Below are 26,467 nucleotides of genomic sequence, written 5' to 3' on the forward strand. Positions count from 1 at the left end.
TATGAAAAAGTTAAACAAAAAAGCAGCTCTTATTTTAGGAACTGTGGTTTTAGCCCTTGGAGCATTTACAATCCCAGCTTTGGCAGACACAACGAATCAAAACCCTGCAGGAATTAATGGTATGCAATCCTTCATGACTTCCGGCGCAATGCAAAATGTTCATAACTCCACGGCAATGCAGGATGCAATGACCACTGGCGATGTTTCTAAAATGGTTAATGCAATGAATACCCCTGAAATTAAATCTATCATGGGCGAAGACCTCGTTAACCAAATGACCCAATATATGAAGAATGGCAACTTCCAGGCGATGCGCAATGGTCAGGGCGCTATGATGGGAGGTTCAACGGTTAACAATATGATGGGCAGTTTTAAAAACCAATATTAACTGTCTATATCAAAAGTTAAAAATACAAAGAAGTATACTAATTTTGTACTGAATCTTGAAAATAGGGATTGATCAAAAAACATCCTGCCGTAGGATAGAAACTACGACAGGATGTTTTCAATATCAGGAAGATCCGGAATCATATATTTTAGCTAACATTAAAGAATTCCGTAGCAATATCATACTATTACAGCATCTATTTATCACTCTCTCTTTTTCTTAAGCAATAACGCAAAATAAATTGGAATGAATAACCATATAAAAGTCTAGTGATTAGATTTTTCTTCTAAAGCGAAGAACCCCAAGACACAGAAGCGCTACGACGATTCCCCCAATACTTCCCCACTGCCCTGAACTTAAATTTAAAAAATGAGATGTAACATCCCCGCGTAAAAATTCTAAAGCAAATCTTCCTAAAGAATAAAGGATGATATACGTTAGGAAAAGGGTACCTTTCGTCCATTTCCGCCAACGTGAAAGGATTAGAATAATCACAAAAACGATAATATCCCATTGTCCTTCCCAGATTTCAGCCGGCCATAACGGTTGATTACCATACACATCGTAAGCAGGCGTTCCTAGAGGATAGACCAGCCCAAAACCTGAATTTGTAGGAGTTCCATAGGCATCTCCGTTAAGGAAACAAGCAATCCTGCCGATTCCCTGTCCGAGAATCAGGCCCGGTGCTGCTATATCTGCCAAACGCCAGAAATCAATCTTCTTAAAATGAGTATATAATCCACCCACAAGAAATGCTCCGACTAAAGAACCTTGAACTGCGAGTCCACCATGCCATATTTTCAGAATTTCAATTGGGTGAACAGCATAATAACCCCATTCATAGAAAAACACTTGCCAGAGACGAGCTCCAATAATTGATCCAATAACCGCATACACTAAAAGATCAAGTAAATAATCGCGGTACTCTTTTTCTTCTGAGGCTAACACATATGCCACCGCAGCTCCAAGAACAATAGCTAAAGCAACAATTACTCCGTAGGAACGCAGCGAAAAACCATTAATCGTGAATAGAAATTGTGCCACCTTTATTCCCCTCTCTAGTCACTGTTAAATCTTAGATTTTAGTTTATCTGATACTTTAGAATAACCTATTAAAAAGTTGTGAAGAACTTATGAATTTAATGCTTTGAAATTTAAAGAGATTAAGTAAAAGCAGCAGAAAACTAATGATCTGCTGCTTTTCTCTTAACCACAGATTAAATATGCCTACTGAGAACTTTAACGTTAAACATTTATTGAGCCTTTTTCATTCCTTCTTCTAAGGTGGTTAAAGTCATGCCTCCAACATGGTGATCCTGAATAAATCCGTTTTTATCAATAAAAAAACTCGCAGGAATTCCATACACTCCATATAAGTCGGTCACAGAATGATTCTCCTCTTCATCGAGAAGCACGGGAAATTGATCACTATTTTTAGCTAAAATTGCCCTAATATCTGCTAATCGATCATTATACGTAATGTTAATGGTTAAAATTTCAATGCGTCCCTTGTTTTTCTCGTAGAACTTCTCTATTTCAGGTAATTCATCCTTACAAGCGGGACACCAGCTCGTCCAAAAGTTTAGATAAACCGGTTTTCCTCGATAATCACTGAGTTTAACCGTCTTCCCCTCCAAAGTTTTCAAGGTAAAGTCCGGCGCAGTTAGACCCATATCATAACCTACCTTGGGAACTTGGGATTCGGTTGTCGTCTTCTTCAGACCAAACGTTGTTATCAAAATAACCCCTATAGCTCCAATGACTATGAGTAATTTTATTTTACCCAAGAACTCCACCTCACTTGAAAAGGACCGGCGACTGTAAAGGCCGCCGGGCTAAAATGAATCCCTATTAAATTGGTTACATCCGCATGGCCATTGGGAGCATAAAGAGATAAATGTTAATTACCGCAAGAACTAAACTCAGGACAGCAAAGGGCATAAAGCTCCCTAACGTCTTTCCTTCGGCATTAAAGTTATTCTTTGAAATCTTATACGCAGTATAAATAGATCCAAACGTACCCAGAGCAATCAGCACAAATTGCAGGATTTGAATAGTTGAATCACTGACAAAAGCCGTGGATTGTTCATGCATTTGCATTCCAAAGAGCCCCATAAAGGTAAAGATCACTGATTTGCCTTCTGCCAATAAATGAAAGAGATTGTGAGCAATATGCCCTGCTAAATCTAACGGAATCAAGGCATAACCAAAACGGGCAAAATTCTCGATCGTACTTCTCTTATTCGCTAATTTTGAAGCGTAGCTGCTTGCAAATAAGGCCAATACCGGAAGGGCCATTGCAATAATAAACGTAATTGTAAACGTAACAAAGTAATTTGTCGTTCCCACGAAATTTTCAAGCTTCTTAAGGATCTCTTCCCAGACTTGCAGCATGGTAATGTTCTGGACAAAAACAATTCCCATAATAACAATGGCTAAGAAGGATTCTTCGAATTTTGGTTTTCGAATAAACCATAATCCTTGAGTTGGAATACGGGGCGATAATTGAATCGAATCATTAGGACATGCTTTAATGCAGTTTGTGCATAGGTTACAACTTGCCATGCTGTCCATCGTTCGCGGAAATACAAACATTGGGCATCCCGCTTGTTTGCCATTTCCTTTATAACATGATTGTGTCGTACATTTCGCACACTTTTCAGGAGTAGCATGCAATTCTAAAGCCCCTGAACGGGAATAGTTGCCTGAAAGCCCGCCGAGGAAGCAAAGATAACGGCACCAGATTCGGCGTTCAAAAAAAGCCCCGCTTGCGATAACCCCGGTTGTAATCAATAAAAGCAAAAAGCCTGAGCCTCTAGGATTTTCAACAACTCCAAACGTATGATCAGACCATGTAATTAAGATAAATGTAAGATCAATAATCCAAATTCCGTATTTTCTTAGAAATTTAGGGACCGGACGATTATTGCCCACAAACTTTTGAACCCAGTCACTGACTGTCCCAAAAGGACAGATCGCGCACCAGAAACGTCCAAGCAGTACGAAAGCAATAGGGATGATCGGCCACCATAGAACCCAGGTTCCGGCTGTACCAAAGTTATCATGAGCAGCACTCGGCCCTGCCACAAGTTCAAAAACGATTAAAGTAAAAACAAGAAGAACCGGAATCTGAATAATCCCTGGAAACCATCGACTTTTCAGTATCGCTTTAAGTGCTTTGTTTTCTAAAAGGTTTTTTCTTGGGGTTTCCGGTCTTTGCGGATGTTGATCTGGCATTTTAGCTAACGACATTGACTTTCCTCCTTTACCCTAGAATCTCAAGCTTAGATTTTCTTATGAACTTCATGACCCCTGCAACAATAAGAATCAAAACGTCAGTGCCCAAAAAGCTTCCAACAACTGGCCAGTTAACCCCTTCTGATTCACCCGTCTCCCCGTGCTCATCTTTACTCTGATTGTTATTCTCCATCCCAGGCATATTAGGATCCATACCCTTTGTTGCTTCATGGGGTGTACTTGGTGGCGTAGTTGCTTGCCCTCCCATGTTCATGCCTGACATATTCTGATCCATCCCCGGCGCAGCTTCATGCGGAGCACTCTGCGTTGAAGTATTCGGCGTATCTGAATGACCGCCCATATTCATCCCATTCATATTGGACTCTGTGGCTAGTGAAATACTCGCTAAACTCATAACTAGGCTTAAACTCAGTACCCCAACTAAAAAACTCTTCCTCATGATCTTATTCATAGATACCCTCCCAACCAAATTGCTTTTTTGAATAAGCTATCATTTATGTTAAACAAAGAAATAGATTATCTTATGAAAAAGTTATGAATTTCTTATGAATCTAATAAGAAATATCAGCAAAAGCAGAGGAAGAGATCAATTCTAGGTTTCTGATCTCTTCCTCTCTAATCGCTTAAGTATGGTTTTCTTTAAAAAGTTTTAATCAATGTAACAAGCTCTCTTTCCGGTGCTTATACTCTTCAGAATCAATCTCTCCTTTTGCAAATCGTTCACTCAAAATCGCTAAAGCTTTATCTGAGTTAGAGTGGTTATCCAAACTATTAAAACCAAATCGTTTAATTACTCCCCAAACAATGGCTATAATGGCGATCCAAAAAACAAATTGAAGCGCCATTCCAATCAAACCCATCCACCAATAATTTCCGGCTCCGTAATAACCCAAACCATATCCACCCATCATGTTACCCCAACCCATCATGTTCAAATACCTCCATCTTCTCTAAAAATTTAAGTAGATAACTACTTATGTTAGCTTTAATGTCCTAACCTTTTCAAGTAAGTTAATAGTGATGCCGGTATAAATATAAAGCAGCAACAATCAGCAAAACTAGAAGGATAAACATCATTTTAGGCACCTCCTTGGATACCTGCTTCGTGAAACGACCTTCTTTTTAACTACAATGTGATTATAAAATTTAAAGTTGAACTTCTTATGAAAAGGTTATGAATTTCTTATGAACTCCCTCTAACAAAGGATACTTTTTATTTTCACTTGCAATAAAATTAACTTTTTTGTGCAAAATGATTGAAGACTTCTGTTGAACCAATGTTCTTAATAAATGTTCTCTCGCTAAAAATATGCTATAGTAATCTTAAATGGGTTGATTAAGGAGGAGAAAACAAGTGGGAATTGGAATAACAATTCGGGATTTTCGCAAACAGAGGGGGCTTACCTTACAAGACCTTTCTAATCAGCTTGGGGTTTCTAGTTCATTTTTAAGCGCTGTGGAACGTGAAGCAAAAAAGCCGTCGATCGCAATGGTAAGGCGGCTATCAAATGTTTTAAATATTTCACCAACATACTTATTCGGCATAGGATCTGAAAAGGTTTACGGAGAAAAAATCCAATTTATTCGGAGAGGACGGAGCTTAAGTATTGAAGAATTAAGCGAACTCTCGGGAATCCCGGCTGATAAGATCAATGCTTATGAGAATGGGACAGATGAACCAGACTTAGAAACATTGGATCGATTGGCTGAAGCTCTTAGTGTTACTGTCCGCTATTTTCTTGAAAAATCGGCAGATTCATTTTCAGTGGGAACCCGAGTACGTCATGAACGAGAAAAACAAGGATTGACAGGAGTGCTCTTGTCAGAAAAGGCCGGAATATCACCTGCGATGGTTAGCCAAATTGAGAACGACCAGGCTGAACCTTCTTTAGATACACTTGAAAATATTGCAAAGGCACTTGGTGTTTCCGTATGTTACTTCTTATTGGAACAAGAAGATGTTGAGAATCTTCTTTCCTCATTAAATTCTGAAGTTTTAAGTTTACTTGGAGATCCCCGTGTACAAGCCGTTCTAAGAGCAGTTCGGGATCTAGAAGCTGGAGATCTTAAATTCATCTTAAATTATATTCAATTCTTCAAAAGGAACCGAAGTTTGCTGAACGGATAATGAACTATCTTAAAGATAGTTCTTTTTTATTACAAAAATATTTAATTTTGAGTTTAAGACATGCAGGAAAATAAAATACTTTGTCGAACCAATTAAATATTAAACTACGGTACATTTTTTTTGAACCAATGGTTTAATTGTTTTGTTAAAGCTTAAATAAAACTTCCCTTAAGCCTTATTTTTTTAAACCTATATTTAGTATTTGTGTATTTAATATCAACCAAGGAGGTAGTGAATGTGTTCATAAGGGTAAGAGCACCAACCCATTTATTTAGGACTGGTTATTCCAAAGTCAAAATTTAAGTTAAACGGAAGGGAGAAAGTTATGAATAATAATTTAACAACGAAACAAATGGAAAAAATTAAAACCATTTTTGGAGACCGGGTCCGCTTTAATAAAGTTGAACGTATTGTATATTCCCACGATATGGGAATAATGCCCGAACAAATTCGTTCAATGATTCAATGTACCCCTGATGGAGTTGTTCAACCAACCTCGGTTGATGAAGTATCTTCCCTAATTAAAGCAGCCCAAGAGGATAAAATCCCGCTTGTTCCCCGCGGCGCCGGAAGTGCAGGGTTTGGAGGGAGTGTGCCCGCTAAAGGCGGCATCGTCGTTGATTTTGTCCGCATGAACAAAATTAAAAATATTGATACCGTTAATCAAACCGTTACCGTTGAACCCAGTGTCATTTGGAATAATCTCGAAAAGGAATTAAGTGAACGCGGTCTGACTCTTCGGGCCTATCCTTCAAGTTCAAACAGTTCAACGGTCGCAGGTTGGGTAGCCCAAGGCGGAAGTGGATATGGAAGTTACGAATATGGTAATTGTCTTCATAATATTGAGTCGGTACTCCTGGTTATGCCGGACGGACAGCTTAAAAAATTTGAGGGAACTGATCTGCAAAAGGTCTATAGTCTTTGCGGCATTACGGGAATGATTGTTGAAGTAACAGTCAAAGTAAGAGAAAAAGATGAAGAAAGTGTCATTTTAGCTTCCTTCCCATATTTGTCTAGCGCTTCAGATTTTTTAAATGCTCTGAATAGCGAAAATGTATCTCTTTGGAATGTAAGTATCTCAACTCCTGCTTTTACCTCGTTAAAACAAAAGGCTCTTGAACACTATGTATTGCCAGAAGATGAGTATTTAGTCACAATGGTTTTCCCTAAACCCCGGCGCTCTGTTGTCGAAAATCAAGTTCGAAAACTCGTATCGAACTATAACGGGAAAATTATGCGTGATAAATTAGCTCTCGAAGAATGGGCAGATAAGTTTTATCCAATGCGGTTTAAAAAACTAGGCCCCACTCTAGTTGCAAGCGAAGTTGTTATCCCTATTAAAGAAGTATCCCAATTTGTCGGAGAAGTTGAACGGAAGTTTAAAGGCGAATTTGCCCTAGAGGGAACCATGATTGGCCATGATAAGATCTCTATTCTAGGATTTATGCTGGCTGATGAAAGAAAGTTAGGCTTCCCGATGGCCTATGCGTGTGCCTTAGATGTAATTGATGCAGGAGAAAAACTGGGAGGCAGCGTATTTTCTGTGGGAATGTACTTTACTGACCGAGCTAAAGCCTTTTTCGGACAAGAGCGTCTTCAAAGCATCTGGAATTACAAGCAGTCCATTGATCCAGACGGACTATTAAATCCGGGTAAAATTATTCCGCCTTCTCTGGATAAACAATCTCCGACCAAAATGCTGTCAGCGGCAATGAAGGTTGCCAATGCAGGAAGCGGGTTGATCGGTTTAGCCGGCCGTCTTTTAAGTAAGTGGCAATCTGATAACTTTAGTTCACCTCTCGATGACAGTCTTACGGATGATACGTTCTCTTGTGCAATGTGTGGTTATTGTCGGAATGTTTGTACCGTTTTTGATGCCGTTCCTTGGGAAAGTAACTCTCCCCGTGGGAAATACTTTATTCTTAATCAATATATTAAAGGAAAGCTTCCCCTTGATAATGAAGTTGGCAGAGCCTTATATCCCTGTACAACGTGCAAAAAATGCGATACCATTTGTCAGATCAGAGCTCATAATGCTCACCACTGGATGAATCTCCGCTATGAGTTCAATAAAAATATGCTTCAGAATACCGGCTTGGATATTATCCGTAATAATGTGCTAACAACGGGTAACTTCTGGGGCGTCCCGGCAGAGGAACGGCTCAAATGGTTAGATGTTCCGACACAAACTAAAGGTAAACTAGCCTATTGGTCCGGATGTTGGGCAGGAACAATCATGGATAACATGGCTGAAAATGCGACCCATATTCTTGATCACCTGAATATACCTTTTGTTCACTTTGGTGATAAGGAAAGATGCTGCGGTCTTTACCTTTCACTCGGAGGGTATAAAAAAGATTTTCAGGCATTGGTTAAACGCAATCTGGAAATGTTTAACGAAGCAGGAGTTGAAACTATTATTTTTTCTTGTCCTGGTTGTTATGCAACCTTTAATGAGAACTATCCGCAAATGGCTTTAGAAATGGGAATCGAATGCAATATTCGCTTCAAACATATTACTGTTTTTCTCAGTGAATTAATTGCGGAGGGCAAGCTCAAATTCACGCAACCCTTGAATCACACAGTTTCTTACCATGATTCTTGTCATGTTGGCCGTTGGTTTGGCCATTATGATGAACCTCGAAATGTCATTAAAGCCATTCCCGGAATTGAACTCAGAGAGATGGAGCATATCAAAGAACAGGGACTATGCTGCGGTTTAGTTTCAGCCTTTGACTCGTTGCCCTCGGTTGCCCATAGTGGTATGAAGAGAGTTGAGGAAGCAGTTGCAACAGGTGCAGAATATTTGGTCACAAACTGTGCAGGATGTGGTTCCCAATTCAACTCAACCTGTCATGCAATGGGAACTGAATTACAGCAGATGGATTTAACTGAACTTGTTGCCCGCTCATTAGGAATACCCACAAAAGATCCATCAGAAAAAATTGGTGCATATATGTCTCAATGTGTTGAGCTTCTTAAAGATAGTGTTCTTGCACCCATTGTTGTTCCTGCTGAGGTAAGCAAGTAACTTAAAACAGTAATGGAACAGGATCCAACATAAGAGTAAGGCTGCCAGAAATAATTATTATCGGGCAGCCTTACTCTTACCTTAGTGCAAGTGCCCCATTACGGATACGTGATCAAATAAATCTGGCCTAAAAACCAAATAGCCAGCCAAAAAAATTAAAGCTACCCCTAAGACAGGTTGTAAATAATGGATAAAGTTATTGCCCTTAAATAACTGACGTACATTAGCCAAAAAAGCTAAAGAAAGCAAAAGACTATGTCCAAGGCCAAATAACCCAAGTGCTAAGGATGGGATAAGAATCTTCCCACTAGCAACAGCTACCCCACTGATGATAAGGATAACCGGCGTTGTGCATGGTGACGGAGCCAACGCAAAAAAAATCCCTAAGAGTCCTGAATTTAACCCTTCGTTCTGGTTGAAATAAAAGTGAGGCCTTTTTCTCTGATTAACATAAAACCCAGAGAATTTAATGGGTAATCTAACCTGTAATAGGGTTATCCCCGCAATAAAATACAACACTGCAAGGAAAACTGTCCAAAACCAATTTGGGAAGGTAAGCATTCGTCCTATTCCTGCAGCCAAAATCCCGATAAACATCAAGGTTCCCGTGAAACCAACAATAAACTGTAGAGCTCTAAGATACCCCGTTCGACGTGTGCCTACCAAAACTAAAGGAACCATAGCACCCATGCAGGGATTTAAGGAAAGAAGAAGCCCCGTCGCAAACATGGACAAAAGTACAGTCCATGAACCATTTTGTAATCCAAGATGCAAAGTATGGATAAGTGAATCCAACTCAATCCCCCCTAACGACTATTGTCAAATTATTCCTATGTCCATATTTTAGTTAAAATAACTCTTTTCGCCACAGCAGATTGACAATCAATTAAATAAATGTCCATAGTTTAACTCACCAAACAAAAAAACTTCAGTTAGAGTTTAGAACTCCAACTGAAGTTTCGCTGTTCCATCTATTAAATGGTCTAGTAAGATAATATTTATTTTGCGCTGTATCCCGCTTCTTCCACGGCTTTAATTAATTCTTCACGTTTAGCCTCACCTAAGACTACGGCTTCCCCTTTCGCAAGATCCACTTTTACAGCCTCTACTCCGTTTACACCACGTAGTGCTTCGTCAACATGCATTTTGCAATGATTACAGGTCATTCCGTCAACTTTTAAAGTCGTTTGACTCATTCTCTTTCACCTCCAAAAAACTCTTTCTATACTCTCTCCAAGCTAATTAGATTTGACTTGAAGAAATCTGGCATATAAAAGACTTCTATAAGTTAACTCATCTGATGGGCTTAAATCTTTTTAAGCGTAAAGCATTTAATAATACAGATACGGAACTGAAGCTCATTGCTGCTCCTGCAATCATTGGATTTAATAAGGGCCCACCAAAGATATAGAGGATTCCCATGGCTACGGGGATTCCCAAAATATTATAACCAAACGCCCAGAATAAGTTCTCTTTAATATTTCTTATTGTACTTTTGCTTAACTGGATAGCTGTAGGAACATCCATCAAATCACTTCGCATCAGAACAATATCAGCCGATTCCATTGCGACGTCTGTTCCCGAACCGATGGCGATTCCGATATCCGCTTGAGCCAAAGCAGGAGCATCATTTATCCCATCGCCCACCATAGCAACTTTTTTGCCTTCTTCTTGAAGCTTTTTAACTTCATTCGCCTTATCTTGGGGTAACACTTCTGCTAAAATCCGATCAATGCCAACCTGTTTCGCAATGGCTTGTGCAGTTCTCTTGTTGTCCCCGGTGATCATGGCTACTTCGATACCCATCTCATGAAGCTTTTCTATAGCTCTTTTACTGTTTTCTTTTACGGTATCAGCAACAGCAATGATTCCCGCCAACGTGTTGTCCATAGCGATATACATCGGAGTTTTACCTTCCCCTGCTAACTTATCTGACATTACTTCCAAACTCTCTAAGGATATCTTACTTTCAACCATCAGTTTTCTGTTGCCAAGCAGGATTTCTTTACCATTGATTCTAACCTGAATTCCTTGCCCTGGGATAGCTTTAAAGAAATCAAGTTTTTTAAATTCCAAGGCTTTTTCTTCTGCACCTTTAACAATCGCTTCACCGAGTGGATGCTCAGATCCCTTTTCAGCTGATGCCGCTAATTGTAAGAGTTCATCTTGTGTTATCCCATTTGTAACAATGACATCAGTAACTTTGGGCTTTCCTTCAGTAATCGTACCTGTTTTATCGAATACAATGGTTTTAACTTGATGCGCTGTCTCTAGGGCAACACCACTTTTAATTAAAACACCGTTTTCTGCGCCTTTACCCGTACCCACCATGATCGCTGTTGGTGTTGCTAGACCAAGCGCACAGGGACAAGCAATAACGAGAACTGAAATAAATATTGTTAAGGCAAATACTGAGGATTCACCGCCTATGAAAAACCAGACTAAACCAGATAATGCTGCAATAGCCATGACAATCGGAACAAAGTATCCTGAAATAACGTCTGCAAGTTTGGCAATAGGAGCTTTCGAACCTTGGGCATCTTCTACCAGTTTGATAATTTGAGCAAGGACCGTGTCTTTCCCCACTTTAGTTGCCTTGTATTTTATGGTTCCATTTTTATTGATACTCGCTCCAATAATCTTGGCACCCACATTTTTTTCGACGGGGATACTTTCACCTGTGAGCATTGATTCATCTACAGACGTTGTCCCTTCGACAACTTCCCCGTCAACAGGCATCTTCTCACCTGGTTTAACAATAATGACATCCCCGACTTCAACTTCTTCAAGGGTAATTTCAATTTCTTTTCCGTTTCTAACAACAATCGCAGTTTTTGGGGAAAGCCCCATAAGCTTCTTAATCGCCTCCGAAGATTTCCCTTTTGAAACCGCTTCAAAATACTTGCCCAAAGTAATCAAGGTAAGAATAACTCCAGCTGTCTCAAAATATAAGTCGGTGGCATACGAATGATTACCCGCAGTAATCTGAAGCGTAGCAAATATCCCGTAAAGAATGGCTGCTGAAGTCCCCACAGCGATCAGAGAATCCATATTGGGACTTCTTTTGAATAGAGCTTTAAACCCAGTGCTGTAGAATTTCCGTCCCAAAAGGATAACAGGTGAAACAAGCAGCAATTGAACTATGGCAAAGGCAGGCGCATTCATCATGGGGTTAATCAGATCCGGGAGCGGAAGTCCTGCTACATGACCCATGGCAATATACAGGAGGGGTACAGTAAATATCGCTGAAAAGATAAACCTATGCCACAATGATTTTATTTCATTAACTTTTCTTTCTTGGTCTTCATCGATTGTCGTTGCTTCTTCAATCGCTTTGTAACCTGCGTTCTCGATAGCTTTCTTGATATCTAAAACTTTGACTTTAGAAGGTTTATAGCTAATCGTTAATTTTTCCGTTGCTAAATTAACACTAGCTTCTGTAACCCCTTCAAGCTTCCGCGTCACCCTCTCAATCGTCCGTGCACAAGATGCACAGGTCATTCCTTCGATTTTCATTGTTTTATGGACATCATCCGTCAAGGCTTTATAGCCTGCTTTTTCTACGGCCGCTTGAATATCTTCCACTGAAACTTTAGCTTCATCGAAGTTTATATTGAGTTTTTCCGTTGCAAAATTAACATTGGCTTCACTAACTCCATTGAGTTTACGTGTCGCTCTCTCGACAGCCTTAGCGCAAGATGCACAGGTCATTCCTTGTATTGTCAATAATTTATCAGCCATAAAACTTCCCTCATTTCATACACCAATTTATTTCATTATTTTAGAAATAGTTTTGAGCAATTCATCGATGACTTTTTCGTCTCCTTCTTGAATCTGTTCAAGAACGCAAGACTTCATATGCTTTTCCAACAAAAGTTTTGAAACTCCGTTTAATGCAGACTGCGCAGAAGCAATTTGATTAAGAATGTCATCACAGTAGACATGTTTTTCAATCATTCCTTTAATGCCTCGGATTTGCCCTTCTATCCGATTCATACGATTCACTAAATCACGAATCGTTTTTTCACTATGATGACTTGTCCGTTCGTGGCCTAATTCCAACTGATGAAGACATGTAGGGCAGGATTGATGATTATCATTTCTACTATGAATTTCATCCATAAAATATCACCTCTTTACCAGTATAGTATACCCCCCTATACTATATGTCAATAATATATATCTTTCCTATCAATTTAATATTTAAAAGTTAATTCTATAAGCAAATTTTTGGATGTCGCTTTATTATTATTGCCTTAATTCCTTTAACAAAGGAAAACAAAATTATTTGTCGAAAATAGTTTCGAAGTAATTAAAAGGAATGATTATATGAAGCTATCACTGAAATCCTGTCTTTTGATAAGTATGATTATCCTTGGGATTTTTTATGGCATAACTTATGATTATATTATGCCGCTATTTACAAGTAATCTTGCTCATTGTATAATTCAGGGCATCGTTTTCGGGTTTATTAACTACTTTGTAGTTATTATTATCCTTAAAAAGTATAGTGACCTCAAAAAATCCAATACCTTATTAAAAAAGAATCTTCGAATTGATAATTTAACAGGTCTTTTTAATCGAAGAACTTTTGACAATGATATTCAAAACGTATCCTTAGATAGTGATTATTCTATAATTTTCATTGACATCGATAATTTTAGGAAATTCAATAATGAATTCGGTCATCAATGTGGTGATACTGTATTAAAAAACGTTTGCCAGACTATAAAAACTACTGTTAGGAATAATGATAGGGTTTATAGATATGGCGGTGAAGAAATTGTCGTACTTTTAAATAATTGCGATAAAAAGAATGCCTTTCAAATTGCTGAAAAAATACGATTAAATATCACCGAACTCGATAATTCACCTTTTCCTCCAATTACAATCTCTCTTGGCATCTCAAGCTACCCAGAGGATGGAACAGAGATTAATGAGATTATCGAATTAAGTGATAATGCACTTCTTACTGCAAAGAGATCAGGAAAGAACCAAGTAGCCGTGTATAGTCATTGATCACAATAAGAAAGCTATCGTCATTACCTCGCTCACATTCAATCTAAGGACTAGTTGGCGATATTAATTAATGAAAATGAGCTATTTCTAAAGTTGAAGCCCTTTGATGGAGTAATTATAAAAAGTTATTTAAAGTATTATCTACAATTAAAATTAACAAGGAGCGTTCCAGAATTTCTGAAACGCTCCTTTTACTAACAAAGTATTTTTTTATAATTGAGATTTTAATCTACTATTTCTTCTTTTAAATTCTTTAATCACTGATTTTTAAGCATTCTTTTTAAGATTTTACCGGAACTGTTTTTGGGAAGCTCAGAAATAAATTCGATTTTACGAGGTATCTTATAACCTGCAAGATGTTCTTTCAGATAACTAAATATTTCTTTGGAAGTACATTCTTCACCGTCTTTGAGAACAATAAATGCCTTCACCTGCTCGCCTCTCAATTTGTCATCAATTCCAACAACCGCGGCCTCTTTCACCTTCGGATATTGATATATAACTTCCTCAACTTCCCTTGGATATACATTTAATCCTCCGGCTATGATCAAATCTTTTTTCCTGTCTACAATAAAAATATATCCTTCTTCATCCATCTTCGCCAGATCTCCGGTATGCAGCCACCCATTCTTTAATGTCTCTTTTGTTTCATTCTCCTTGTTAAAGTATCCCGACATTACATTTTTGCCCTTGACTATAAGTTCGCCGATTTCACCAACAGCTAATTCGATATCATTATCGTCAACAATCTTGCACTCAACATTAATAACCGGCAGTCCTATAGACCCTTCTTTCTTTATCCCATCCAAAGGATTAAAGCTCACTACAGGGGATGCTTCGGTCAAACCGTATCCTTCAACAATAGGGAGCTTCAGAATCTCTTTAGCTTGTCTAAGTATTTCAACAGGCAATGCTGCTCCCCCGGAAACCGCTAAGCGAAGCTTAGGGAAAGAATTATTCTTACAGGCCTCGAGCAATATTACATACATGGTTGGAACGCCCATAAAAACAGTAACATCATCATGTAACAATGACTCTATGACTTCTTTAGGATGAAATTTTTCTATTATTGTAACTGTTGCACCGCTCCACAACGGGTTCAGGACGCAGGTTGTGAATCCAAAAACATGGAACATGGGAAGCACGCACATATAGTTGTCATTTACAGTTCCTTGAAATGCAATCCGGCACTGTTCAGCATTTGCAGCAAGATTTTTATGGGTAAGCATTGCGGCCTTTTGCTTTCCTGTCGTACCGGAAGTATATAAAAATGTGGATATTGCATTCTCATCCGAAAAATCATCAAATAATTCAGGCGAGATTTCAGAAATAGTCCTCTGAAACTCCTCATCCAGAACAATAACCTTGATGCCCAAAAGCTCTTGGAGAGATTCTCCGGTACACTTTAAGTTTTGAATAATTTCAGGATGAATAATCATAAAATTAGCTTTAGAATCTTTAATGAAGTATGTAATTTCGTCTATTGTGAGCTGTAGATTAATTGGAACAATAATTCCTGCATTTTTTACCACACTCAAATAGGAATAAATAAATTCTGGTGAATTCGGACAACTCAGAAGTACTCGTTCTCCAGCTTTCACTCCCAGATTCAATAATAAACTTGAATATTGATTAACTGTTTTATCCAGCTGTTCATAAGTGATTTTATTTTTTTTAAATTTTATTGCGATAGATTCGGCATTATATTCTTTCTTATAAATGTTCCCTACCATAATGCCCCCCAAATATATTTAATTTCGACAATTTAGTCACAAAAAATATTATACAATATATGACCTGGTATTAAAATATGTAAAGATAATACCTTGATTATTTTAGTATCCACATTTAATCGTTTTACAATCCCCTAAGTCGAGAGCTTATCTATTAGATTTCCTTGTTTATAAAAAGCAATATAAAAAGGGCCCAAAAGGCCCCATGCAACTTCCGATTTTACTAGACTTTACGGTTTCGCGCCAAAAACCCACTTGCAGCTTATCCTCGCGCATTTCATAATAAACATAGTATAGCAGAATTTAACTTTTGATTTCTGCAATATTCACAGGACTTTAATAATTGCCCTACTGATCTTACCCGTAACAGAAAAGAACGCAGGTTCTTTATACCACACTTCACTCTTGTTACATTAACTTCAGTATCGTTTGTTAATCTATAAATAATTATTGTGAAAATCAGCATCATGCTTGATGAGTAGACATGGTTCCTCTCTTTTCACATTATAAACTTATCCTTAAAATCAAAAAGCGCTTTAGATTAATAATCTAAAGTGCCATTGCTTTTTGGATATTGATGTTAAATCTTGAAGTGTATTATCGTTCTTCCAAAACTAAAAATCAATTCTTTTTAAAGAAAACTACATTAAACTTTTATAACTCTAGTTATAATTGAGCTTTTAGATTTCCTTTATCCACTGTATAGCAAATCCGTTTGACCTTCTCGCCTTTATTTAAGACTAAAACGGCAGGCACGCTATTGATCTCATATTTCTTCGCCAGATTTTTTCGGGTCGCCATATCCACCTTCACGACTTTATAGCGTTCACCCAACTCCTGGTTTGCTTCCTCTAATAACGTGCTAAATTCCAAGCTTTCATTATTTAAAGCATTGAAGAAAAGGAGCAATACTTTCTTGTCGCTTTTAACAATGTTCGTATTAAAGGCATTCATTTCTTCAATATAGCGTTCAGCGGCAACCGCTGCAACAGCTCCATCTCCGGCTGCCGAAACCACTTGTCTCAAATATTTAATGCGGTTATCCCCAACCGCGAATACCCCTTCAAGGTTTGTTTTCATCATATCATTAACGGGAATATACCCTCTTTTGTCCCTCTCGATGCCGCTGTCTTTGAGGAAATGAGTGGAAGGAACCATCCCTACAAAGAAGAAGACTCCTTGACAAGCAAGTTCAGTAGAACCTCCTGTCTTTAAGTTCTTAATTTTTACTCCTTCGACCTTCTCTTCTCCCAGGACTTCTTCAATCGTGGAGTTCCAGACAAACTCCATTTTCTCATTTTGAAAGGCCCTTTCAGCACTGACTTTATTGCAATCGAGAACGCCTTCGTCATGAAGCACAAGCACGGTGACTTTACGGGCGAACTTCGTAATGTACATGCCCTCTTCAATTGCTTGGTCCCCGCTGCCCACAACGACAACCTCTTCGCCTTCGAAAAACTCGGCATCACAGGTGGCACAATAGGCAACACCACTGCCTTGGAGCCGCTTTTCACCGGGAATATTTAAAAGTCTTGGCTCACTGCCGCAGGCAATAATCACGGCCTTCGCTGTATATTCCCTGCCTTTTTTTGTACGAATGATCTTATCTTCCTGTGAAAAATCCGTTGTAACGACTTCATCGCGCAAAAACTCCACACCAAAGGAATCGGCATGCTTTTTAAAATCTTTCATAAGATCAGACCCGCTGATTTGCCCATAGCCTGGATAATTGACAATTTCACGGGTGGTATTAACAAGTCCGCCAACTGTTCCTTTGTTTATAACCAAGGTCTTCAGCTTCGCTCTTCCCCCATAAATCGCCGCCGTGAGCCCTGCAGGGCCGCCGCCGATGATGATTAAATCATAAGCATTTTTACTGTCTTCCATTCCCCTCAACTTCTCCCTCTCTGCAAAGTTTAATGTTAGGATTCAAGAACTTCAGCAATCTTATCTATAACCTTTTCATCATCAACGGCTCCGGCAAGTTTTCCCTGATATTCGCCATCCTTAAAGAAAAGGATCTGAGGAACTCCCTTGAGCGAAAATCTTTGGAATAAGGTTTTATGCTCTTCTACATCGACATAATAAAAACCGAACTTGCCTTCGTACTTTGGCTGTATCTCTTCTAGAATCGGAACCACGCCTTGACAAACATGACAGGTTTTCCTTGAGAAAATTACCAAACAGGGTTCGCCATTATCATAAATAACCTCTTCAAAACTATTTTCATTTAATTGCTCTAAAGACATATATCCCACACTCCTTTTTAAAAATCAATTCATGTAATATTTTCTGCACGTTTATTCCTGTTCACAGATTGTACGAACCACATTGACACCATTGCAATTGTGCAAAGGATACCTGCAATTGTGAAGGACGCAGTATAACTGCCGCTGGAACTATTAACAAGTATCGTACTGATACGGGGAACAACCTGAGTCCATACCATAAATCCAAGTAAAACTCCGCCGTAAATCGTACCTGCAAATTTTGGTCCAAAAGTATGAATTGCAGTATAAGGGTATACACAATTTGCAGGTCCAAATCCAAAACCGATACACGCATACGCCAGAAGAATAATGGGAGCCGAATTTCCTTTAATCAGAAGTAAAACGGATAACATCGTAAAAAACCAACAAACTGTATATACTTTTTTAAAACCTAACTTGTCTTGTAAAGAGCCTAATATAAAACGACCGGCTAGGGATGCTAAGCTAAATATGGAAACGCCCAACGTAGCAATAGCAAGGCTTATACCTTTTTCGGTACAGAATATGACAAATAAAGGAAACATGATTAAGTATACAGACGGAAAAAATGTTGTAGCTACCTGTAAGAGCCAGAAAGGCTTTGTTTTCACAGCTTCCTTTAGAGTGTAACTTTCCAGATCCGCACCTAATTCAACAGATTTTCCGATTTTAGTCCCTTCAGGTATATATCCATCCGGAGGTGACTCTAATCCCAAACCGGCTATAATGGCAATAATACAGAACGCAGTACCAATACCGATGAGCGTTAAGTTAACACCGATGAGCAGAATTAATTTTGTTGCAAGTGGGGCTAAGAATGCTGAAGCACCACCATATACTGCGATACAAATGCCTGTGGCAAACCCTGTTTTTTCCGGGAACCAACTCCCTGCAGTAAATGTAGCTCCATTGTATGCAATACCATTCCCAAAACCACTAATGGCACTATACGTCACATAGATGAGCCAAGGTTGTGAGCTTGGAACAAATGCAGATAAAATCAGGCCGCCGCCAAACATAACAGAACCGATAATCGTTGTGATCTTTGGACCAAACATGGAGAGAATTTTTCCTCCGGCAAAGATACCTAAAGGCCAGAATAAAAGCATAGCTGAACCGACCATTGCCGTTGACTGAACATTCCACCCATGAATAGCAGCTAAGGGTTTAATAAATACGCTTACTGAATATAAAAGTCCGGCACATGCCATGATTAAAGCACATTTAATCAGGATTAAATTACGATTAACAGCACTCATCTTTAACCTCCTTTGTATTTAACTAAAATCAACAATCATTTTCTCTCTTAAGGCTTCTCTTTTCATATTTTCCCTCCTCATAAAAATTGTGAATACTTTATCAAAGTCATCTATAATGTATCACAGCTGTCTATTTACTTGATAACAGTAATTTTTTGAGGTTTGCGTATAATATACAGTTAATAGTTGTTTTTCACTGCAAAGTGTAACTACAGTTAAAATAAAAAAACACCTCAAGATGATTTGAAGAAAGGTGATTTTACCCTGCCTTTATCCAATATCTGAGATGTAGGAAATGTAACTATCAACTTTTGAGTTTGTTTTTAATATTTTCTCAACGACCTAACGAAGTACCATAAAGATTCAGATAATTAATAAATTCCTGTGTTACTTTTGAAATAGGCACATTTTCCGGATGTATCCAGCCATAAGCCATTTTACAGTCATCTCTGATAGGAATAGACACTATTTTACCTTGTGTAAAATCTATTTCTCTCTTTATTTCTAGACTCAAGTAAATTCCTACGGCTACTCCCTCAATAATAGCTTGTTTAAAAACTTCATAATTGTTGGCCATCAGTACGATATTCGGTTTACCATATTTCTCAAGAAAAGAAATAAACTCTTGTTTTTGAGAAAAAACAACTAACGGATGCTTTAAAAGCTGTTTTAACGAAATAGATTCATTTTTAGCTAATGGAGATAACTTACTGACACAAGCTATTAAGCTGTCATATTGAAGAATATGACAATTATTATCATTTTCAACATTTTTATGATACCTGCCAAAAAAGCCAATATCAAATTCACCTTTTTGGGCGGCTTTAAAAATTTCTAGTGTTTCCCTCTCTGTTATTTTTACATGCACATTCGGGTTTTGTTTCAGGAAACCGAACAATATGTCCGGTAAAATGGTAATACCCACAAAAGCACTGGTATGAATTATTAAATTCCCTTTTAATGATGGTCGATCTGAGGTAAACATTGACGTTAATTCCTCAACCTGATTGATAATATTCTTTGCTTTTTCAAGTACAATCTCACCTTCTTTGGTAAAAGTCACACCGTGGTGAGAACGGTTGAACATCGTTACTCCTAATTCCTTTTCTAGCCTTATTATGGCTAAGCTAATACTTTGTTGAGCGACATGTAAATTTTCAGCGGCATGAGTTATAGACTTCGTTTTACTTATTTCGATTAAATAATACAATTGATTGATTTGCAACAATAATCTCCTCCGTAAAATTGAATTAGCTTATTGTAAAATCGAAAGCAAAAGAGAAAGAGAGCACTATTACAAAATAATTCTATCGAATTTCCTAAGGAATAACAATGTTATTAAATTACGCAAATCAAATTTCTTAATAACATTTCCATATGACATACATTGCATTCTACAATTTCAAACTGTAGATAATAGTAATCCATTAACTTTATGTGTTTGTTATGACTTTCACTATACCATATACTGAAGTCGCTAAAGTCCATTTCAGCTGAGTGGGATAATTGCAAGATACTATTTATAAGGGGGAATCACTTTACTAGAAAATAAACTCATTGAATAATGGAAAAATGTTTCTAAGCAGCTGGATATTCTGCTTATTGTATTTATTTAACATCTGAGATTAGGTCATCGATAATAAGATTTAGCTAATTTGCAAATTAAATTATGTTAATAGTTAGACCAAAATAATCTTAAAGGTGTGATTTTTATGGCAAAGTCTGCTGAGAATACTGCGGAATTAAAGATGCCTTTGTGGAAAGCCAACTGTTGGTTTGCAGTCCTTTGGTTTATGATGTTTTTTGATTTGGTCGATAGATATACACTCGCTGCCTGTCTGCCTTATATTAAACAGGCTTTTAAATTGACAGATACACAATCAGGTATCATCGCCTCGGCTTTTTCAATTGCCATCGTTGCTTTAGTTATCCCGGTTAGCTTAATTGCCCATAAATGGAGCCGGCGAAAAGTATTAGCAATTATGGTGGCTTTATGGAGTATTGCTACCTATGCATCAGGTTTAGCAAAAGGATATGGGTCTTTATTTGCGGCGCGTCTTGGCATCGGTGCCGGTGAAGCAGGCTATTTACCGACAGCTGAAGCCCTGCTCACGGCCTGGTACCCGAAAGATAAGCGGGGACTCGTACTTGGAATCTTTAATTCAGCTGTTTCCGCCGGTGCTACCTTAGGTCTAATGCTGGCAGGTTGGCTGGCCTATACTTATGGATGGAGAGCATGTTTCGGGATAGTGGCTGTTCCCGGACTTATTCTGGCCATTATCGGGTGGTTTATGCCTGATTTTAAAAATGATGTAAAAGCAAAAGTTACTGAGATCGAGCAAACGAATGAACCATCCAAGCCTGCTTCCAAACCTGCATTAAAAACAGGTATAAAAGATGTCGCTTTGTATTTAATTAAATCCCCCGCGGTTTTAACTTCCGTGATTATAAGTGGACTCATTGGATTTGCAGGTACCATCATGTCTATCTGGGGAGTAACCTTATTTACCCGAACTTTCGGGATGAATGTAAAGCAAGCCTCAACTTTTATAGGCTTTATCGGAATGTTTGCGATGTTTATTCCGATAATCATCGGGTTATTATCGGACAAGCTTATTAAGGATAATCCAAAAGGCAGACTAAACGGAACAATTATAGGAATATGCGTATTTATTGCCTGCATATTTGCATTTACGCAAAATAGCCTGAATGCTAAAAATCTTGTCATCGCATTTATTACCTGGGGACTTGCCAAAGGTTGCATTAATGGTTCTCAATCCGTTGTAAACACTGTAACCCAAGATTTGCTTCCCCCGCATTACCGTACGTTTGCGAGTTCACTTATACCTGTGAGCAACCAAGGTATTGGAGGGGTACTCGGTCCCATTATCTGCGGTGTCTTTTCGGATATGTACAATATAAGCACAGCCGTAGTCATTGTAGCAACCATTGGCTTCCTTGCCGTGGTAATCGCAACACTTCTATGCAAAAAATTCTATGACAAAGATGACGAAAAACTACAAAAAATGGGAACTTTCGACCTTGAACGGGCTTAAGAAATATGGAACTAAAATAATCGTCATCACCCTTAACCCAATATCTATTTTGAGGAGGACAAAAATGGATAAGAAAAAAGTCCTGATTCTTGGGATTGATGGTTTAGATCCACGAATGACTAAACGTTTAATGGATCAAGGAAAAATGCCTAACCTTAAAAAATTTATGGAAAGAGGCTCAGCAAGAACTGATCTGGAAATGATCGGCGGGCAGCCAACTGTAACACCGCCCATGTGGACAACTTTAGCAACCGGTGCAAGTCCACTTGTTCATGGCATTACCGGTTATTACAGACATAACGTTCAACATGATATTGTCGAATATAATTTTGATTCTACGAATTGCCATGCAGAGCAGTTGTGGAATGTTACATCAGAAGCCGGCTTGAAAACATTAGTATGGCACTGGCCTGGTTCCAGTTGGCCGCCAAGCTCTGACAATGAAAATCTTTATGTTATTGACGGTACACAGCCGGGCGGCATCAACGTGGGTACGGCACAGGTAGAATCCGAACTATTAATGGTAGCCAGCACAAAGGTTCAAGAGGTCTCTTTTAGAAGTAAAGCAGCATCCGATAGTCAGGTTCCTTGTTTTATTACCGGTATGGAAGTTGCAGAAGATGATAAAGCGAATGATCTAAATCTAATGTGCAATCGCCTGACGGTTAAAAAGAGCCAGCGTGTTACTCTAAAAGCAGAGGAAAATGTCCAGAACCTTTCTGAAACACCTATGGATATGGTCAGCTCTCCCATTAGACCTGCAAAAGGTTGGACTGATGCGCCTGCAGATGCCTTAGAATGTACACTGTTATTAGCAAAAGGCCTTATCCATCGTTCTTGCTTAATACTGAAAAATGCTGAAGGTAAATATGACCGTTTAGCCCTTTATAAAAACAAGAAAGCAACCGAACCCATCGTTGTGCTTGAAAAAGATGTCTTCGTACAAGATGTTGTTGATGAAGCGATAAAAAAAGATGAACGTATTATGGCCAACCGTAGCATGCGTATTCTTGAATTAGCTGACGATGGCAGCAGCCTGCGTATGTGGATATCCGCTGCTATGGACTTTAATGATGATACGATATGGTCTCCCAAGAGTTTATTAAAAACGGTTGTTGAAAATGTGGGTTATCCACAACCCGTTTGCTTAGCTGGCGGTTCTGATGAAGTATTAATTTCAAAATGCATGAGAGCAAGCTGGGATCATTCTGGAAAATGGAATGCGAATGGGATTAAATACATGGCTCATGAACAGGGTTTCGATGTTATCTTCTCTCATTTCCACAATGTCGATTTGCAGGGTCATATGTTAGTTGCTTACCTCAAGAAAGGAAGTAAATTAGTTCCGGAAGTTTGTCAGCGCCTGTTTGATGAAGTCTATATTCAAACCGATAACTACGTTGGTGAATTCTTAGAATTACTCGACGAAGGCTGGACAATCCTCCTTGTATCAGACCATGGCCAGACTACCCCGGAACATGACACCGATGTCTATCGTCTTGCTTCAGCCGGTGTTAATGCTTCTGAAATGCGCAAATTAGGTTACACCGTTTTGAAAAAAGACGAAAATGGAAATGATCTGCCCCAGGTTGACTGGTCAAAAACAACGGCCAGCACTTCATCTTACTGCCATATCTTTATCAACTTAAAAGGCAGAGATCCGGAAGGTATTGTTGATCCTGCTGATAAATTTGAATTAGAAGAAAAAATTATGACCGATCTGTATAGCTTGCGTGATGAAAAAACCGGTCATCGTATCGTTGCTTTAGCATTACGTAATAGAGATGCTGCGTTATTAGGTGAAGGCGGCCCAGACAGCGGCGACATTATCTACTATATCGCAGAAGGATATACAGCTGACCATGCAGATAGTTTTTCTACTATTAATGGTACTTGCGGAACCTCCGTACGTTCTGTTTTCATAGCAGCAGGACCGGGTATTAAGAAAAATTATTTAACCGATCGTATTGTTAGACATGTTGATGTTACACCCACTGTAGCAACTTTGCTTGGCGTCAGAATGCCGGCGCAATGTGAAGGCGCACCCGTTTATCAGATCCTTGATTAATAAAAAGTTTAACTTAAAGAAAGCATAGTCAGGTATAAATACAGAAATATCCTGCTTTTCATACTGAAAACAGGATATTTCTGTATCATGGCTGGTAAGCATCTAAATGGGTATACGAAAGAGGAAAATTTGTATGTACAATCAAACCGATCTCCAAGATAAAATAGCACTAGTAACAGGTGCAGGTCAAGGGATAGGCCTGGCCTGTGCAAAGAAATTGGCAGAGCACGGTGCAACGGTCATAGCAGCTGATATAAATGCAGAAGGTGTTAACCATATCTCAAAAGAACTCTCTGATTTAGGATTAGCAGTAGAGCCAATGTTTGTGGATGTTATCGATCCAACATCTGTAAGCAATTTAGCCTGTCAAATTATTGAAAAGTATAAGAAGATCGATATTCTTGTCAATAATGCCGGCATTGTAAGCCGATATTCTTGTGAGGAACTTCCTTTGGAACAATGGGATCGTGTCTTAGATACCAATTTACGCGGAACACATTTAATGATACAGGCATTTATAGAGACGATGAGAAAACAAGGCAGCGGAAAAATAGTTAACATTTCTTCCCTTGCCGGACGAATGGCCGGTAGAAGGACAAGTCCAGACTATGCAGCTTCTAAAGCTGGGGTTATGGCTCTAACCAAATCTTATGCCAATCATTATTCAAGCCATAAAATCAATGTAAACTGTGTTGCTCCAGGCTTAATTGTTACGCCAATGACGGAGGGACGCCACAAACCGGAAGATGTCCCACTGGGCAGACTTGGAACAGCACAAGACATTGCTAATGCAGTATACTTTTTAAGCTCACCCCTGTCAGATTATATTACTGGCACAACAATTGATGTTAATGGCGGAATGTACATGAACTAAATATATCTGTCTCTACTATTATGATAGATATCAATTAAATAAAGGGTTTAACTTTAAGAAAGTATAGTCAGGTATAGATACAGAAGTATCCTGCTTTTCATACTAAAAACAGGATATTTCTGCATCTTGGGAAAGTGAGGCAGAGAAATGAATTCATTATATTGTTCAGAAAGCAGAATAGAAATGCTGAAGAAACGAGCTAAACGTTGTGTCTGCAAATATTGTGGAGGTCAGTTAAATCTCAATCGCATCATTTTTAATGATGTCGAAGATGCTCGAGTTGAAATTTATTGTGATAACTGCGACCGTATCGAATTTGGCATCGAACCGGAAATTTACCGCAGTGCTCGTAATTTTGTAGACAACCTGGAATTTGATTATTATGAAGGCTTGGACCAAAACGAAAAAAAACGTCAGATGAATATCGCAAAAATTAGTGAAATCATGGCCTGGGGATGCAAAAATATGGGGATATTAAATCAAAATGGTTTTCAAATCGCATTGAATATGGAGGAAGGCGATTGGGATGAATGTTTGGTCATGAAAAACGATGATATTAAATTAGATCAAGAGGAGAAATAGTCATGCAGACCATCGTGAGTGCTAATGATCTTTGCTGTAAGTCCGGTAAACGTTATCTTTTGAACAAAATCAACTGGGAAGTTAAGAAAGGTGATCATTGGCTGATATTTGGCGTAAACGGTAGTGGTAAGACTACACTTTTGAGTACTATTGCTGGTTTTAAATCTGCCACTTCCGGTCAATTGACTGTATTAGGAAAACAATATGATGCTGAAAATATTTTTTCATTACGTCAGAAGGTTGGCTGGGTCAGCAGTTCCTTCTTCGATAAATATTACAAAAGTGAATCAGCTTTGCACGTGGTCTTGTCTGGATTGTTTGGCACATTTAATATCGAATACGACATTAAAGATCAAGATGTCCGGCAGGCAAAAGCACTGATGCGAGAATTGCGTATGGGTGAAAAAATTCATCAGCCATTTAATCTTATGAGTAAAGGCGAACGACAGAATATTCTTATTGCTCGTGCGCTGATTACAAGACCAGAGATTCTTGTCCTTGATGAACCCGGTACAGGATTGGATATCTATGCTAGAGAGCACATGATGAATACTGTTCGTATGTTGGCAGAAAGCGGTCATGTGACCATCATTTATGTCACCCATTATCCGGAAGAAATCCAATCCTTTATGAACAAAGCCATGCTTTTACGCAATGGTCGTATTTTTGCGCAAGGCGATACGAATGATGTTATTACCAGTCAAAATATTTCAGTGCTGATGAATGAAACTGTGGATGTCAAAAAAAATGGTAACGGAACGATACGCATGACTGTGCAGGCATCATCAGATATATGCAAGTTATGCTATAGGGAGCAGTGAA

The 26,467-nt window shown here is 38.6% G+C and carries 23 protein-coding genes; 9 read left to right on the forward strand and 14 right to left on the reverse strand.

Translation table 11 applies throughout. The features are described from left to right. Position 1 precedes the first annotated feature (1 nt). Positions 2 to 388, forward strand: a complete 387-nt coding sequence (locus ACHOLT_RS00745; RefSeq protein WP_425805073.1) for a hypothetical protein — start codon at positions 2 to 4, stop codon at positions 386 to 388. A 273-nt stretch (positions 389 to 661) separates the two neighbouring features. Here ACHOLT_RS00745 and lgt read toward each other — a convergent pair whose 3' ends face one another. From lgt to ACHOLT_RS00770, 5 genes are all read right to left on the reverse strand, one after another. Continuing rightward, positions 662 to 1,432 carry a prolipoprotein diacylglyceryl transferase gene (gene lgt, locus ACHOLT_RS00750; RefSeq protein ID WP_425805075.1) on the reverse strand — a complete coding sequence of 257 codons (771 nt, stop codon included), beginning with the start codon at positions 1,430 to 1,432 and terminating at the stop codon, positions 662 to 664. 209 nt (positions 1,433 to 1,641) lie between these two features. Continuing rightward, complete coding sequence (locus ACHOLT_RS00755) at positions 1,642 to 2,175, reverse strand: TlpA family protein disulfide reductase (RefSeq protein WP_425805077.1); 534 nt, start codon at positions 2,173 to 2,175, stop codon at positions 1,642 to 1,644. A gap of 73 nt (positions 2,176 to 2,248) precedes the next feature. Next, positions 2,249 to 3,640 carry a 4Fe-4S binding protein gene (locus tag ACHOLT_RS00760; RefSeq protein WP_425805080.1) on the reverse strand — a complete coding sequence of 464 codons (1,392 nt, stop codon included), beginning with the start codon at positions 3,638 to 3,640 and terminating at the stop codon, positions 2,249 to 2,251. A 13-nt stretch (positions 3,641 to 3,653) separates the two neighbouring features. Further along, a complete protein-coding gene (locus ACHOLT_RS00765; RefSeq protein WP_425805083.1) occupies positions 3,654 to 4,097 on the reverse strand; it encodes a hypothetical protein in 444 nt (147 codons plus the stop codon). A gap of 202 nt (positions 4,098 to 4,299) precedes the next feature. Continuing rightward, on the reverse strand, positions 4,300 to 4,575 hold the full coding sequence (locus tag ACHOLT_RS00770) for an SHOCT domain-containing protein (RefSeq protein ID WP_425805085.1): 276 nt from the start codon (positions 4,573 to 4,575) through the stop codon (positions 4,300 to 4,302). Positions 4,576 to 5,000: 425 nt separating this feature from the next. Between ACHOLT_RS00770 and ACHOLT_RS00775 the strand changes: the two genes are divergently transcribed. Continuing rightward, positions 5,001 to 5,774: a helix-turn-helix domain-containing protein gene (locus tag ACHOLT_RS00775; protein WP_425805088.1), complete on the forward strand. Its 774-nt coding sequence runs from the start codon at positions 5,001 to 5,003 to the stop codon at positions 5,772 to 5,774. Between the two features lie 325 nt (positions 5,775 to 6,099). Beyond that, positions 6,100 to 8,805, forward strand: coding sequence for an FAD-binding and (Fe-S)-binding domain-containing protein (locus ACHOLT_RS00780; RefSeq protein ID WP_425805091.1), 2,706 nt, complete (start codon positions 6,100 to 6,102; stop codon positions 8,803 to 8,805). 81 nt (positions 8,806 to 8,886) lie between these two features. Here the strand turns inward: ACHOLT_RS00780 and ACHOLT_RS00785 are convergent, their stop codons facing one another. The 4 genes from ACHOLT_RS00785 to ACHOLT_RS00800 all read right to left on the reverse strand — a co-directional run bounded on the left by ACHOLT_RS00785 (position 8,887) and on the right by ACHOLT_RS00800 (position 12,927). Continuing rightward, a complete protein-coding gene (locus ACHOLT_RS00785) occupies positions 8,887 to 9,600 on the reverse strand; it encodes a cytochrome c biogenesis CcdA family protein (protein WP_425805094.1) in 714 nt (237 codons plus the stop codon). A gap of 203 nt (positions 9,601 to 9,803) precedes the next feature. Next, complete coding sequence (locus ACHOLT_RS00790; RefSeq protein ID WP_425805097.1) at positions 9,804 to 10,001, reverse strand: CopZ family metallochaperone; 198 nt, start codon at positions 9,999 to 10,001, stop codon at positions 9,804 to 9,806. A 97-nt stretch (positions 10,002 to 10,098) separates the two neighbouring features. Then, the gene (locus tag ACHOLT_RS00795) at positions 10,099 to 12,546 is read right to left on the reverse strand and encodes a heavy metal translocating P-type ATPase (RefSeq protein ID WP_425805100.1); all 2,448 of its coding nucleotides are present in this window, start codon (positions 12,544 to 12,546) and stop codon (positions 10,099 to 10,101) included. A gap of 27 nt (positions 12,547 to 12,573) precedes the next feature. Then, positions 12,574 to 12,927 carry a metal-sensitive transcriptional regulator gene (locus ACHOLT_RS00800; protein ID WP_425805103.1) on the reverse strand — a complete coding sequence of 118 codons (354 nt, stop codon included), beginning with the start codon at positions 12,925 to 12,927 and terminating at the stop codon, positions 12,574 to 12,576. A 243-nt stretch (positions 12,928 to 13,170) separates the two neighbouring features. On the opposite strand from ACHOLT_RS00800, the gene ACHOLT_RS00805 reads away from it, so the two are divergent. Further along, on the forward strand, positions 13,171 to 13,824 hold the full coding sequence (locus ACHOLT_RS00805) for a GGDEF domain-containing protein (RefSeq protein ID WP_425805106.1): 654 nt from the start codon (positions 13,171 to 13,173) through the stop codon (positions 13,822 to 13,824). A gap of 257 nt (positions 13,825 to 14,081) precedes the next feature. Here the strand turns inward: ACHOLT_RS00805 and ACHOLT_RS00810 are convergent, their stop codons facing one another. The 5 genes from ACHOLT_RS00810 to ACHOLT_RS00830 all read right to left on the reverse strand — a co-directional run bounded on the left by ACHOLT_RS00810 (position 14,082) and on the right by ACHOLT_RS00830 (position 20,290). Then, the gene (locus ACHOLT_RS00810; RefSeq protein ID WP_425805108.1) at positions 14,082 to 15,557 is read right to left on the reverse strand and encodes a long-chain-fatty-acid--CoA ligase; all 1,476 of its coding nucleotides are present in this window, start codon (positions 15,555 to 15,557) and stop codon (positions 14,082 to 14,084) included. 666 nt (positions 15,558 to 16,223) lie between these two features. Beyond that, on the reverse strand, positions 16,224 to 17,444 hold the full coding sequence (gene trxB, locus ACHOLT_RS00815) for a thioredoxin-disulfide reductase (RefSeq protein WP_425805111.1): 1,221 nt from the start codon (positions 17,442 to 17,444) through the stop codon (positions 16,224 to 16,226). Between the two features lie 35 nt (positions 17,445 to 17,479). Further along, the gene (locus tag ACHOLT_RS00820; RefSeq protein WP_425805113.1) at positions 17,480 to 17,815 is read right to left on the reverse strand and encodes a thioredoxin family protein; all 336 of its coding nucleotides are present in this window, start codon (positions 17,813 to 17,815) and stop codon (positions 17,480 to 17,482) included. A 20-nt stretch (positions 17,816 to 17,835) separates the two neighbouring features. Then, positions 17,836 to 19,065, reverse strand: a complete 1,230-nt coding sequence (locus tag ACHOLT_RS00825) for an MFS transporter (protein WP_425805115.1) — start codon at positions 19,063 to 19,065, stop codon at positions 17,836 to 17,838. Between the two features lie 334 nt (positions 19,066 to 19,399). After that, complete coding sequence (locus ACHOLT_RS00830) at positions 19,400 to 20,290, reverse strand: LysR family transcriptional regulator (RefSeq protein ID WP_425805118.1); 891 nt, start codon at positions 20,288 to 20,290, stop codon at positions 19,400 to 19,402. 487 nt (positions 20,291 to 20,777) lie between these two features. Between ACHOLT_RS00830 and ACHOLT_RS00835 the strand changes: the two genes are divergently transcribed. The 5 genes from ACHOLT_RS00835 to ACHOLT_RS00855 all read left to right on the forward strand — a co-directional run bounded on the left by ACHOLT_RS00835 (position 20,778) and on the right by ACHOLT_RS00855 (position 26,466). Then, entirely contained in the window at positions 20,778 to 22,121 is a 1,344-nt protein-coding gene (locus ACHOLT_RS00835; protein WP_425805120.1) for an MFS transporter, read from the forward strand. Positions 22,122 to 22,185: 64 nt separating this feature from the next. Then, positions 22,186 to 24,189: an alkaline phosphatase family protein gene (locus tag ACHOLT_RS00840; protein WP_425805123.1), complete on the forward strand. Its 2,004-nt coding sequence runs from the start codon at positions 22,186 to 22,188 to the stop codon at positions 24,187 to 24,189. 133 nt (positions 24,190 to 24,322) lie between these two features. Then, positions 24,323 to 25,063: an SDR family NAD(P)-dependent oxidoreductase gene (locus tag ACHOLT_RS00845; protein WP_425805125.1), complete on the forward strand. Its 741-nt coding sequence runs from the start codon at positions 24,323 to 24,325 to the stop codon at positions 25,061 to 25,063. A 147-nt stretch (positions 25,064 to 25,210) separates the two neighbouring features. Next, positions 25,211 to 25,645, forward strand: a complete 435-nt coding sequence (locus ACHOLT_RS00850) for a hypothetical protein (protein WP_425805128.1) — start codon at positions 25,211 to 25,213, stop codon at positions 25,643 to 25,645. A gap of 2 nt (positions 25,646 to 25,647) precedes the next feature. Continuing rightward, entirely contained in the window at positions 25,648 to 26,466 is an 819-nt protein-coding gene (locus ACHOLT_RS00855) for an ABC transporter ATP-binding protein (protein ID WP_425805131.1), read from the forward strand. Position 26,467: the final 1 nt, after the last annotated feature.

The organism is Desulfitobacterium nosdiversum (assembly GCF_049860565.1).
Classification (GTDB): Bacteria; Bacillota; Desulfitobacteriia; order Desulfitobacteriales; family Desulfitobacteriaceae; genus Desulfitobacterium_A; species Desulfitobacterium_A nosdiversum.

What these genes read in the sequence shown, in the direction of transcription:
- ACHOLT_RS00765 (WP_425805083.1), bottom strand. Translation starts at nt 4,097, where the DNA reads ATGAATAAGATCATGAGGAAGAGTTTTTTAGTTGGGGTACTGAGTTTA.
- ACHOLT_RS00795 (WP_425805100.1), bottom strand. Translation starts at nt 12,546, where the DNA reads ATGGCTGATAAATTATTGACAATACAAGGAATGACCTGTGCATCTTGC.
- ACHOLT_RS00780 (WP_425805091.1), top strand. Translation starts at nt 6,100, where the DNA reads ATGAATAATAATTTAACAACGAAACAAATGGAAAAAATTAAAACCATT.
- ACHOLT_RS00850 (WP_425805128.1), top strand. Translation starts at nt 25,211, where the DNA reads ATGAATTCATTATATTGTTCAGAAAGCAGAATAGAAATGCTGAAGAAA.
- ACHOLT_RS00770 (WP_425805085.1), bottom strand. Translation starts at nt 4,575, where the DNA reads ATGATGGGTTGGGGTAACATGATGGGTGGATATGGTTTGGGTTATTAC.
- ACHOLT_RS00825 (WP_425805115.1), bottom strand. Translation starts at nt 19,065, where the DNA reads ATGAGTGCTGTTAATCGTAATTTAATCCTGATTAAATGTGCTTTAATC.
- ACHOLT_RS00840 (WP_425805123.1), top strand. Translation starts at nt 22,186, where the DNA reads ATGGATAAGAAAAAAGTCCTGATTCTTGGGATTGATGGTTTAGATCCA.
- ACHOLT_RS00835 (WP_425805120.1), top strand. Translation starts at nt 20,778, where the DNA reads ATGGCAAAGTCTGCTGAGAATACTGCGGAATTAAAGATGCCTTTGTGG.
- ACHOLT_RS00790 (WP_425805097.1), bottom strand. Translation starts at nt 10,001, where the DNA reads ATGAGTCAAACGACTTTAAAAGTTGACGGAATGACCTGTAATCATTGC.
- ACHOLT_RS00845 (WP_425805125.1), top strand. Translation starts at nt 24,323, where the DNA reads ATGTACAATCAAACCGATCTCCAAGATAAAATAGCACTAGTAACAGGT.
- ACHOLT_RS00745 (WP_425805073.1), top strand. Translation starts at nt 2, where the DNA reads ATGAAAAAGTTAAACAAAAAAGCAGCTCTTATTTTAGGAACTGTGGTT.
- ACHOLT_RS00760 (WP_425805080.1), bottom strand. Translation starts at nt 3,640, where the DNA reads ATGTCGTTAGCTAAAATGCCAGATCAACATCCGCAAAGACCGGAAACC.
- trxB (WP_425805111.1), bottom strand. Translation starts at nt 17,444, where the DNA reads ATGGAAGACAGTAAAAATGCTTATGATTTAATCATCATCGGCGGCGGC.
- ACHOLT_RS00810 (WP_425805108.1), bottom strand. Translation starts at nt 15,557, where the DNA reads ATGGTAGGGAACATTTATAAGAAAGAATATAATGCCGAATCTATCGCA.
- ACHOLT_RS00805 (WP_425805106.1), top strand. Translation starts at nt 13,171, where the DNA reads ATGATTATCCTTGGGATTTTTTATGGCATAACTTATGATTATATTATG.
- ACHOLT_RS00855 (WP_425805131.1), top strand. Translation starts at nt 25,648, where the DNA reads ATGCAGACCATCGTGAGTGCTAATGATCTTTGCTGTAAGTCCGGTAAA.
- ACHOLT_RS00800 (WP_425805103.1), bottom strand. Translation starts at nt 12,927, where the DNA reads ATGGATGAAATTCATAGTAGAAATGATAATCATCAATCCTGCCCTACA.